The organism is Algiphilus sp. (genome assembly GCF_023145115.1).
Lineage (GTDB): Bacteria > Pseudomonadota > Gammaproteobacteria > Nevskiales > Nevskiaceae > Algiphilus.
In genome coordinates, this window is sequence record NZ_JAGLEJ010000002.1 from 44,152 (window position 1) to 55,587 (window position 11,436).

The following is an 11,436-nucleotide window of genomic DNA, read 5'->3' on the forward strand; positions in this document are numbered from 1 at the left end:
ATCAGGCAACGCGGCATGACGCCCGATGCCATTGCGTCGCGTTTCGCCGTTGCGACAGCTCGCCCACGGTGCGCAGCTATGCGGCACACGCTTAGCGAAAGCGGTTGCGTACGATAGCAATGCAGTGCCTGCAAGCGGATCTTGCCGCCGGTGTGCGCCACGGCTGGCATGCTCCGGTCCGCGCGGTCTGCGGGACTCTCCGCGGGCAAGGCGGCAGCCGGATGCTGCGCAGTTGCTCGCGCACGCATGCAGCACGGTACGGTGGGTGTCTGGCGGCACGGCGGTTCTCCCCGTGTCGCGGGGTCGGGCCGCGGCACAGACGCGATCGCCCGATTCACAACGGGCGGGCCCGCGTTCCGGTGCGAGTGCGACAGCGCGTAAGACCTTGTGATTGCGAGGAATCCTGTCAGGCCGGTCGGACGCGGCCGGGAGGGTGTTGTGGCGCGGGGAAGGAGCGCGCATGCGCGCGAGCCCGAGCGAGGGGGCGGTGGAGGGCGCTTCTGCCGAGGCACGCCGGTTGTCGGGTGGACGGCTCCGATGATCCGGCTGCGCTTCACCGTGTTACGGTGACGGGGAGTGCGGTTGATTCCAAGTCACCGAGTTGCAAAGCAACTTCGGCCGCCGGTCGAAAACGTGAACTTGGTCGCATGTCCCCGATATTGGGGCTTGCTCAACCGCATCTACTTCGGCATGCTTCGCCGAACCTCAGCGCGGGGTTGCGCGTGCGCTGGAGGTTGATCACGAGTTCGGGGGAATCACCTGAGTGCAAGCAAACAGTCGTCAGCACGTTGGGACGAACCCGGCTTCAGAAAGTTGTTCTCTTGTACAAGGAGATTTTGGGATGAAAACGCTTGCAAGCATGACCCGGGTACTCGGGCTGTCTGCAGCGGCTGCGGCGGCATTCGCCATCCAGCCGGTTGCGGCACAGACGGTATCCAACAACGGTCAGGGCAGTGCGGTCGTCGTGCCGTACTACACCATCAACAACGGTTGGGCCACGCTGGTCAACCTGACCAACACCACCGATAACTCGATCGTCGTCAAGTTCCGTCTGCACGAGGCTCGTAACTCGCGCGACGTGCTCGACTTCAACATCGCGCTCAGCCCGTACGACGTGTGGTCGGCCTTCGTGACCGAGGGTCCGGGCAACGCCCCGCGCCTGGTCACCGAGGACCGTTCCTGCACGATCCCGGACATCCGTGCCACCGGTGCGTCGGCCAGCAACATCGCCTACTCGGGCGAGTTCGTCGACTTCAGCGGCAGCAACGGCGACAACACCCGCATGCACGAGGGCTACATCGAAGTCCTCACGATGGGCGAGTCCGAGGACATCGTCGAGCCGGCCGGCAGCGCGCGCGGCAACACCGCGTACTACGCCGAGCACGAGAACGGCGAGCCGCGCGACTGCGCCCGCGTCGTGGCCGACTTTGCCAACCGTGGCGCCGACTGGGGCACCGGTATTGGTGACACCATCCCGGGTCAGGACGCCGGTGCGGTGCAGACCGGCTCCGGCAGCCCGCTGGCCCGCCTGGGTTCGGTTGACGGTGCCGGCGCCAACGAGAGCACCGTCGGCTATGGTGAGATCGTTTCCGAGACGCCCATCAAGGTGAACGTCAGCTACGTCAACTCCGGCAACGGCATTGCCGCTGCGGCCGACTCGCTGCACATCGCTGGCTGGGGTCTGGGCCAGAACCTGGTCACCGCGCAGGAGTTCCCGTGGTTCCTCGAGCCGGCGCTGGCTTCGTCGGACGGTCTCTGGACCACCGACGCGCTTCCGGCCATCGGTCAGGGCATCGCATCGAGCCAGGTCAAGAACGAGTGGACCAGCAACCCGAGCACCGGTGCTTCTTCGGACTGGACCATCACCTTCCCGACCAAGCGCTTCGACGCTGACGAGGACGCCGGCAACATCCAGGCTGCCTGCAACGTTTGGCGCAACGACGGCAGTGCTGCCGGCGTGCCGAACGGCACTGCCGGTGCCGTCTGGAGCGGCTGGGGCGCTGGTGGCCCGACCTCGCTGGCCAGTGCTGACTGCCCGGACGAGGGCTTCCCGAACGTCTTCCAGGACGGCAACGAGGGCAATGCCCCGATCGTCGTCCGCTACGATATCTACGATCGTGAGGAAGGCGGTGTTCAGGTGACGGTCGACGGCCCGGTCATTTCGCCGGCCCCGCCGCCCGAGATCACCATCGAGAACATCCCGTTCGAGGTCAACGTTCTGAAGATCGCCGAGGACGCCGCCAACACCCCGTCCGCGCTCGACTCGCAGATCGCGCTGGCCATCGACACGGCGCAGCTCGCTTCGGGTGACCCGAACGGCTGGCTGCAGACGACCTTCCTTGACGGCGTCGGCGGTTCCGAGGTGTTCTACCCGGTCACCGGCTTCATCTTCAAGAAGCGCGACTTCGGCAACCCGGCCCTGAACTTCGGTCAGGCCACCGAGCACGCCTACACGCGTCAGCCGTAATCGATGCTCTGACCGGGCGCGGCGGCTCGCCGCCGCTCCGCATCATCGAAGCTGTATCGGCCACCGCCCTTCGGGGCGGTGGCTTTTTTTGTGCGCGCATGGATGCCTTAGAATCCTGCGCGTCTGAATCCCCGAATGGAGTTGTGCCGCGATGATCGATCGCCGCTTTTTCCCCGTGCTGCTTTCCGTGCTCCTCGCCGCCTGTTCGCCCGAAACCGAGGCACCTTCAGGCGGTGCCGATCCGCTGGCCAGTGGGTCGGGAGTGGCCGTGACCGCAGACGATCTCGAGACCGAGCTGGCGCTCATGAGCGATCAGGAGCGTGCCAAGGCACTGGGTTCGGCCAAGGCGCTGCAGAGCGCGATTACCAGCGTCTTCTATCGGCGCCGGATGGAGGACATCGCATCCGAGCGCGGTTATCTCGACGATCCGACGTTGCAGCAGCGCATCGCCCGGAATCGGGAGATGATCATCGCCAACGCGGTGCCCGAGATGTATCTCGCCGAACTCGAGCAGCCGGACTTCGAGGCGCGAGCCCGGGAGTACTACGAAGCGAATTCGGAGGAGTTCCGTCCCCCCGAGCGCATCGCCGCCTCGCACATCTTCTGGCAGGCGCCCAGCGACGACGATAAGAAGCGGGTGCGCGAGGAGGCAGAGTCGGTGCTCGAGCAGCTCCGCAATGGCGCGGAGTTCGGCGCACTAGCCACCGAGCATTCACAGGACGGCTCGCGTTACGCGCGCGGCGAGCTGGGTACCTTCAAGCGGGGTGACATGGCCCCCGGATTCGAGGAAGCCGCCTTCGCGTTGAAGGAGGCGGGCGACATCAGCGGGATCGTGGAAAGCCGTTTCGGTCTGCACATCATCAAGCTGGACAAGCGCTATCCGAATGCGGTGCCGCCTTTCGAGGAGGTCCGGGGGCGCATCGTCCAGCGACTGCGGAACGAGTTCCGACACGAGAAGGTATCCGCCTGGCTGAAGGACAAGGTACCGAGTTCGGAAACCGCCGTGGCCGAGCCGGAGCTATCAGCCGCGCTGGAGCGCATGCGCGAGCGGTACGGCGCACCGGAGCGGGATGAGAGCGCTGGAGGGAAGGCCGCGTCGAGTTCGGTGGCTCCCGGCGAGCCGGTTTCGCCGGATGAGGGCGAAGACCTGGCCCGGTAGGAGCGGGCATGCTGCGCTTCCTCGGCATCGGCGCCCAGAAGGCCGGGACCACCTGGCTGTACGAGCGCTTGCGCCGGCATCCGGAGGTGGGCTTCCCGATCGGCAAGGAAGGGCATTACTGGGATCGTGTCAATCCCGAGGGCAGCCATGACAGCTATATGGCGCGCTTTGCCGATCCGGAGCGGGCGGAAGGCGAGATCACGCCAGCGTACGGATTTCTACCACCGGCCTCTATAGCGCGTCTGCATTCGCTGGCTCCGGACGTGCGGTTGATCTTCCTCATGCGCAATCCGGTGGAGCGCGCCTGGTCGTCGGCCCTGATGGCGCTGGGGCGCGCGGAGATGCGCTACGAGGAAGCCAGCGCGGCATGGTTCCTGGACCACTTTCGTTCGAGTGGATCGCTGGCGCGCGGTGATTACGCGGCATGCATTGCCAACTGGCGTGCGGCGTTTCCGCCCGAACAGCTGCTTCTGTTGCGCCACGAGGAGGTCGCGCGTGATCCGCACGCCGTGCTGCGTCGCTGCTGCGCGCACATCGGTATCGCGGCGCCGGATCCGGCGATGCTCGAAGGCAGCGACGATCGCGTTTTCTCCGGACCGCGCCACGCGCTTCCCGGGGACCTGCGCGCAGCCCTGGTGGCACTGTATCGTCCACGGATCGCGGCGCTGGAGGCCCTGCTGGGCGAATCCTTCGAGCACTGGCTGGAAATGGACGCTGCTGACCATCCCGAATAGTCGGGGATCGGCTTCAGGTGCTGCGCGTCAGGAGCGCGCGAAAGCGTCCCGCGGTCGACTCCCAGCCCAGTCCGCCCCGTACGAAGCGTCGGGCGAGCGCTCCCGCCTCCGCCAGCCGGGCGCGGTCGCGCTGCCAGATGCGCACCAGCCGCAGCATGTCCGCCGGCGAGGCGCACAGGTGGGCACAGGTCTCGGGATGCGCGCCTGTATCGAGTGCCAGCGCCGGAGTCCCCAGCGCCTGGGCTTCGAGCAGTGGCAGATTGCAGCCCTCCCAGAGTGACATCGAGACGAAGACATCGAGGCCGGCGAGGAAGCGGGCGCGCTCGGCGTCACTGGCGTTGCGGATGACGCGGATGCCCTCCGCCTCGAAGGGGCGGGCGTCGCGCGCCCGGCCGCGTCCGAGGAGGCCGAGCTCGGCATCGAGCCCACTCTCGCGCATGCGGCGCGCCAGTGCCACATAGGCCTCGGCGCCCTTGTACAGGCCTTCACCCGGCCCCAGCCGCATGAGGCCGCCGAGCTTGAGCGTGCTGGTGCCGGTCCGGCTGACGGGCGCATCCGGTGCGGTCGCCTGGTCCGCGAGCACATGCTCCCAGCCGTTGGGGATGACGTGGGCATCGGGCCTGCCGATCTCGGCGCGGATGAAGCGCGAGATGGCGATGATCCCGTCGACGGCGGGATAGACCGCGGATCGCTTGTGGGCCTTCTGCGCTTCGCGCGCGGCGCGGTCGGCGGGGGCGGGGAAGAACGCCGGGTCCGGGTCGCCGTGCTCCCACACCCATGTCTGCAGGCCCTGCAGTTCCGGCAGCAGCTCGAAGTAGGGCGAGGTGTGCGCGACCACGTGCGTGGCGCCGAAACGGCGGGCGATGCGCTGCACCGCTGCCGCGTCCGGCCTCACCCGTCGCACCGGTACATCCGCGAAGGTGCCCTCGGCGCGCACGCAGCCCACCATGGCGGGAATCCCGCGCGCGATCAGCCGTCGCGCCACTTCATGCACCACCACGCTGACGCCGAATCCCGGCCCCATCCGCACCGCGAGGAAGAGAACGCGCGGGGTCACAGCCACTGCGTCTCGATCCATCTCGACCACCGGCGCATGAGCTGGCGGCGGTCGCGCCAGTCCGCATCGCCGCGAGGCCGCGTGCCGTTCTCGTGGTGCACGACGTGCCCGGCGTTCAGGACCTCGGTGGCGAAGCCGGCGCGTGCGGCCCGCAGGCACAGGTCGACGTCCTGGCATTCGCTGCGGTAGCTCGCGTCGAAGCCGCCGGTGGCGTCGAGCGCGTCGCGTCGCATCATCAGGGCGGCGCCGGTGGCGGCGCAGAATGTGCGCGCCTGACCGCTGCGCAGACCGACGCGGCGCCCGGCACGCGCATGGCGCACGAAGCCGCGCAGGGGGCCGTCGGCGATCACCTCGATGCCCTCGTGCTGCACCGAGCCGTCGGGAAAGCGCAGCACCGCGCCCAGGGCACCGGTGCCGGGGTGCGCGCGCAGATGCGCTCGCATCGCCGACAGCGTCGCTGCCGGGTCGCGCAGGGCGATGTCGTTGTTGAGGAAGAGCACTTCGGCGGCCTCGGGGACGCGTTCGAGCAGCGCGTTGTTGCATCGCGAGAAGTGGTACTCGAGATCCCGCACCAGATCGATCGCGTCGCCCAGCCGGTCGTATGCGGCCAGCACCGCCGGATCGCTGGAGCCGGTATCGCCGACCACGATGCGCAGATCGATGCCGCCTCCGGCCAGGGTGGAACGCGCCCGGATCAGGCTGTCGAGCAGCGGCTCGATGAACTCGGGGCGATCGCGCGTCACGATGAGCACGGCCAGCTGATCATCGCGCGGTTGGCGAGGTGGCGGCGTGGGTGTGCTGTCATCGAGCACGCTCCGCACGCGTTCCTGGTTGTCCTCGATATACCAGTCCAGGGCAGGATGCGGATCGATCCGCGGCGCATCATCCGCGTGCGGCGTATCCGGCATGCGGGCCTGCGCGAGCAGCGCGCCCCCGAAGGGCGGCGGATCGGTCATTCCGGCGCGGCAGGCCACCGGGTCGAATGACGGGTTGGGACGGAATCCGCCCGCCTCACCCTCGCGCAGGTAGTGCCCGAGCGCGGATCCGCCGTCCGCGATGGCCGACGGGTACTGGCGCTGGTACCAGCGTGTATCGAAGAGGGGGTGGGGTTGCCGTCCCTCGGCTTCGCCGATGGTGAGGTAGTGCCAGAGCGGGTCCCGCCCGGTGACGGCTGCGTCGGGATGGCGTTCGACGTACCAGTCCGGGTCGAAAAGCGCGTTGGGCCGGTATCCGGCGCGCGCGCCTCGCCGCAGGTAGTGCAGCAGTGGATTGGTGCGACGGGCCTCGGGGTGGGCGTGCAGGTAGTAGGCGGTATCGAAGAGCGCGTTGGGCTGCAGCGCGCGTGCGGCCGCGTCGCGCAGGAACCAGTCCAGCGGGTCCCGACCGGCCAGTTCGTCGCGATACTGCCGGACAAACCATGCTTCGTCCCAGAGCCCGGACGCGATGACCGCGGCCCTGGCGCTTCCCGCGCGTGTCAGGCCCCGGCGTCGCAGGCGCGCAAGCTGCTGGCGCAACGCGGAGGGCGGCATGAAGCGCATGGGCGTGGGCGGGCTCGGCGGGTTCGGGAGCGGCGATTGTCGCACGCTGTCCGCGGTGCCTCCGGGACGGCCACGTACACTCTGCGCCAGGCGCGCGTCCGGCCGCCGACACGCGATGCCGTTGTGCGAAGTCCGTGAAGAGGAGCTCGATGCCAAGGCCACTGTCGGCCATTCTCCTGCAGCGCCTGCTTGCGCGCGCCCCGCGCGTGCACGCGGGATTGCGCGCGCTGCGCTGGCGACTGCGCGGCGGCGCGGTGCCCACCACCGATGCCGAGGACCCCGCGGCGTTCGCGCGGTACCGCGACGCATTGGAGCGGGCACTTCCGGCCGCGCTGCCGGACGATGTGCCCGACGGCGCACCGTGGCTCAGCGTCCTGATGCCGGTCGATGCGGGCGATCCAGTCCTCATCGAGGCAACGCTTGCCGCGCTCGCCCGCCAGACCGCACTGCGGTGGGAGCTGTGCGTCGTGGCGCCGGCGGACGCGGCCGATGCATGGGCCGGGCGGCTGACGCGCTTCAGCGCAGCACGCGTGGTTCCGATCGCGCCCGGTCTCGGCGCGCTCGACACCGGGCTTCGGGAGACACGCGCGCCCTTCGTCGCGCCGCTGCCGCCCGGCGCTCTGCCCGTCCCGGATGCCCTTGCGCGTCTCGGGGCCGTGGCGCGCGCGCAGCCGGACGCGGCGCTGATCCATGCCGACGACTACCAGCTGGACGCGTCGGGCGATCCGCATGCGCCGCGTTGCCGGACCGTCCTCGACCCGGTCCGCCTGTTGCGCGAGCCCGTCGTGGGGCGGTTCTATCTGGCGGCGACCGAGACGGTGCGCGCGGCCGGCGGATTCGGGAGCGGGCATCATGACGGCCTCCGCCGTCTGGCAGCGACCGTACCCCCGTTCCGCGCGTGGCATCTGCCGGTCTTCGCCTGCGCGTGGCGCGGCAGCGCCCCGGAAGGCGAGGCGCGGTCGCGGGCCGGCCTGCCGGGCATGTCACCGCCGTCGGTCAGCGTGATCGTTCCGACCCGCGACGGCATGCCGCACCTTCGGGCCTGCATCGACGGCGTGCGCGCCGAGCTGGCGGCGCTGGCCGCCGGCGGCGAGATCATCGTGGTGGACAACGGCAGTCGCGACCCGGCGACGCTGGCCTATCTGGAATCGCTGGAGGAAGGCGGCACGGCGCGGGTGATGCGGTATCCGGGCGCGTTCAATTTCGCCGCGATGAACAATCGCGCGGCCGAATGCGCGCGGGGCGAGGCGCTGCTCCTGCTCAACGACGATGTCGTGCCGATGGCCCCGGGATGGCTGGGTGCCATGGTGGCACGGCTCTCGGCCGACCATGCGGGCGCCGTCGGTGCCCTGCTGCTCCACGGGGACGGGCGCATCCAGCACGCCGGCGTTGCGCTCGGCATGGGGGGGCTGGCCGCCCATCCCGGTCAGGGGCTGGCGCCCGGCGATCCCCGGCTGAACCGCATCGGCATCGACCAACCGCGCACGGTGTCGGCTGTGACCGCCGCCTGTCTGCTGACGCCCAGGGACGTATACTCCGCGGTCGGCGGTCTCGACGAGACTGGCCTGCCGGTCGCGTACAACGATGTGGACTACTGCCTGAAGGTAGCCGATCGCGGCAGGCGCGTGGTCTGGACGCCGGATGCCGTGCTGACGCACCACGAGTCGGTATCGCGCGGCGCCGAGGATTCCATCGCCAAGCAGCGGAGGCTCCGAAAGGAAATGCAGTGCATGAGAGCGCGGTGGGGCGACCGTCTTGCCGCCGATCCCTGGATCAGCCCGCATCTCGATCCGCGGACCGCGAGCCTCGCCTTCCGCGTGCCGGTCGACGCGCGCGTCTGTGCGGCGCGTCCCGCGGAGCGGCGCTAGCCCATGAGCGACCACGATCAGTCCGATGCCGAATGGCGCCCCCCGTCCTCGGCCGGCGGTTCGCGCAACAGCCTGCAGGTCTTCGTCACCTCGCTCGGTGCCTTCGTGCTGCGCGAGCTCAAGAACCAGTTCGGGCGCTCGCGTCTCGGCTACTTCTGGGCGATCGCCGAGCCGGCGGCGGTGGTGGCCATCCTGACCACCCTGCACGCCTTCGTGCGCGGCGAACGTGCGCTGGTCTACGGAGAGAGTCCGGTGGTCTTCTTCGTGTTCGGCGCCGTGCCCTATTTCCTGTTCATGAACGTCGCGCAGAGCGCGCAGGGCGTCTGCACCGGGCACAAGGGGCTGTTCAATTACCGGCAGATCAAGCCCATCGACATCATCCTGGCACGCGGTCTCATCGAAGCGGTGATGATGGCGGCGGTGGGGGCGTTGTTCCTGTTCGGCTGGTGGTGGATGGGCTTCGAGTTGAAGATCGACGACCCGCTCGAGCTGGTCGTCTCGCTGTCCGCCCTGTTCCTGCTGGGCTTCGGCCTCGGCCTGTGCTTCGAGGTGTTCGGGACCATCTTCCAGGACATGAAGCGCATCTTCGGCATCGTCATGCGGCCGATGTTCTTCATCTCGGGGCTGTTCTTCACCATCGACATGATCCCGGTCGAGTACCGCGGGCTGTTGATCTGGAATCCGGTGCTGCATGCAGTGGACTTCACGCGCGATGCCGTCCTGGTCGGGTACAGCTCGCCGGGGAGCGTGGCCTACCTGGTGCTGTCCATCGGCATCCTGCTCTTCGTCGGGCTGGCGGCGTACCGTCGCTATCTCTTCCAGCTCATCTGAGACGATCGTGATTCGCGTCTCCAATATCACCAAGTCCTATCCGATCCAGGGCTTCGCGCGCTACACCGTATTGCGCGATCTGAGCCTGGAGCTGCCGTCACGCACGCCGGTAGGCATCGTCGGCCGCAACGGGGCCGGCAAGAGCACGCTGCTGCGGCTGCTCGGCGGGATCGAGCTGCCCGACCGTGGCCGGGTCGAGGCGGACGGCCGCATTTCGCCTCCGCTGGGTCTGACCAGCGGGTTCGCGCAGCGCATCTCGGGGCGCGACAATGCCCGCTTCGTGTCGCGGATCAATGGCGACGACCGCGCGACCCAGCGCGAGCGCGTTGCCTACATCCACGCCTTCTCCGAACTAGGTGACTTCTTCGAGCGGCCGGTGGAGACCTATTCCTCCGGCATGCGGGCGCGGCTGGCGTTCTCGATCAGCATGTCCTTCGAGTTCGACTACTACCTGATCGACGAGCTCACCGCGGTGGGCGACCAGAAATTCCGCGCCAAGGCGCAGAAGACCTTCGAGGAGAAGAAGGGCCGGTCCAGCGTCATCATGGTCAGCCACAATCTGGGCCAGCTCAAGCGCGACTGCACCGTGGGCGTCTACCTGCGCGCCGGCGAGGCCGTCTACTACGACGATATCGAGGCGGCGATCGCCGCCTACAACGAGGATGTACAGCATTCATGAAGGTGGATCCGCCCTGGAAGGCGAACAAGCTGCTGCGATACGTGGGCGTTGTGCTCGCGCCGACCCTGCTGGTGCTGCTCTATCAGGCGCTGATCGCGTCGGACGGCTACATAAGTGATGCGCAGGTCATGGTCGAGCATGAAACACCGATGCCGGCCCCCGAACTGGCCATCGGCAACCTCCTGGGCAGTACGCCCACCAAGACCGATGCGCTGGTGGTGAAGACCTTCATGGAGTCGCGCGCGATGCTGGAACACCTCGAGGAGACGCTCGATCTGCGCGCGCACTTCAGATCGAAGGACATCGACCCCTGGAACCGCCTGGCGCCGGACGCGACACGCGAGGAAGTGCTGGCCTACTACCTCGATCATCTCGAGGTGACCGTCGATCAGGAGTCCTACATCCTCAACATCGCGTTCGTTGCCTACGATCCGGCCTTTGCGCAGCAGGTCACCCAGGAACTCGTGGCGCGCAGCGAGAGCTTCGTCAACAACATCAGCCAGCATCTGGCGCGCGAACAGATGCAGTTCGTGCAGGGCGAGGTGGAGCGCGCGCACGGCGAGCTCAAGAAGGCCTCGCGCGAGATGGTGGATCTGCAGCAGCAGTACGAAGTGCTCAGCCCCGAATCGGAATCGGAAGCCGCCGGCACCATCCTGGCCGGTCTGCTGCAGGAGCTGGCGAAGCAGCGGACGCAGCTCAAGGCACTGACCAGCTATCTCAATTCCGGCGCTTCGGAGGTCGTGCAGACGCGCCAGAAGATCGCCGCGCTGGAGGAGCAGATCGCGCAGGAGCGCGCCAAGCTGGTCGGGGACGAGGGCTACGAAGGCCTCAACGAGCTCATGCTCGCCTATCAGGACGCCGAGGTGAATCTCAAGGTGGCCACGGAGGTCTATCAGTCGGCGATCGGAACGCTCGAGACCACCCGCCTGGAGACTGCGCGCAAGGCCAAGTATCTGGTATCGGTATCGGCGCCGGGGCTGCCCGACGAGGCCGAGCACCCGCGCATCCTCTACTGGACGGGCACCGTCTTCGTCTTCCTCAATCTCGCCTACTTCGTGCTCGGACTGATCATCGCCACGGTCCGCGATCACCGGGAGTGACCA

9 protein-coding genes are annotated in these 11,436 nt (G+C 68.2%); 7 read left to right on the top strand and 2 right to left on the bottom strand.

The window, feature by feature from the left end:
- Positions 1-841: 841 nt before the first annotated feature.
- From KAH28_RS00875 to KAH28_RS00885, 3 genes are all read left to right on the top strand, one after another.
- The gene (locus KAH28_RS00875) at positions 842-2,467 is read left to right on the top strand and encodes a hypothetical protein (protein WP_290573912.1); all 1,626 of its coding nucleotides are present in this window, start codon (positions 842-844) and stop codon (positions 2,465-2,467) included.
- A gap of 151 nt (positions 2,468-2,618) precedes the next feature.
- Positions 2,619-3,626, top strand: coding sequence for a peptidylprolyl isomerase (locus tag KAH28_RS00880; RefSeq protein WP_290573913.1), 1,008 nt, complete (start codon positions 2,619-2,621; stop codon positions 3,624-3,626).
- 8 nt (positions 3,627-3,634) lie between these two features.
- The gene (locus KAH28_RS00885) at positions 3,635-4,360 is read left to right on the top strand and encodes a sulfotransferase (protein WP_290573914.1); all 726 of its coding nucleotides are present in this window, start codon (positions 3,635-3,637) and stop codon (positions 4,358-4,360) included.
- Positions 4,361-4,373: 13 nt separating this feature from the next.
- Here KAH28_RS00885 and KAH28_RS00890 read toward each other — a convergent pair whose 3' ends face one another.
- Positions 4,374-5,423, bottom strand: coding sequence for a glycosyltransferase family 4 protein (locus KAH28_RS00890; protein WP_290573915.1), 1,050 nt, complete (start codon positions 5,421-5,423; stop codon positions 4,374-4,376).
- The gene (locus KAH28_RS00895; RefSeq protein WP_290573916.1) at positions 5,414-7,000 is read right to left on the bottom strand and encodes a glycosyltransferase; all 1,587 of its coding nucleotides are present in this window, start codon (positions 6,998-7,000) and stop codon (positions 5,414-5,416) included. The genes KAH28_RS00890 and KAH28_RS00895 overlap by 10 nt, the downstream gene beginning before the upstream one ends.
- 104 nt (positions 7,001-7,104) lie before the next feature.
- Between KAH28_RS00895 and KAH28_RS00900 the strand changes: the two genes are divergently transcribed.
- The 4 genes from KAH28_RS00900 to KAH28_RS00915 are packed head-to-tail and all read left to right on the top strand — an operon-like array spanning position 7,105 to position 11,433.
- Positions 7,105-8,823 carry a glycosyltransferase gene (locus KAH28_RS00900; protein ID WP_290573917.1) on the top strand — a complete coding sequence of 573 codons (1,719 nt, stop codon included), beginning with the start codon at positions 7,105-7,107 and terminating at the stop codon, positions 8,821-8,823.
- 3 nt (positions 8,824-8,826) lie between these two features.
- Positions 8,827-9,654, top strand: coding sequence for an ABC transporter permease (locus KAH28_RS00905; protein WP_290573918.1), 828 nt, complete (start codon positions 8,827-8,829; stop codon positions 9,652-9,654).
- 7 nt (positions 9,655-9,661) lie between these two features.
- On the top strand, positions 9,662-10,333 hold the full coding sequence (locus tag KAH28_RS00910; protein WP_290573919.1) for an ABC transporter ATP-binding protein: 672 nt from the start codon (positions 9,662-9,664) through the stop codon (positions 10,331-10,333).
- Positions 10,330-11,433: a hypothetical protein gene (locus KAH28_RS00915; RefSeq protein WP_290573920.1), complete on the top strand. Its 1,104-nt coding sequence runs from the start codon at positions 10,330-10,332 to the stop codon at positions 11,431-11,433. The genes KAH28_RS00910 and KAH28_RS00915 overlap by 4 nt, the downstream gene beginning before the upstream one ends.
- The last annotated feature ends 3 nt before the right edge of the window (positions 11,434-11,436 follow it).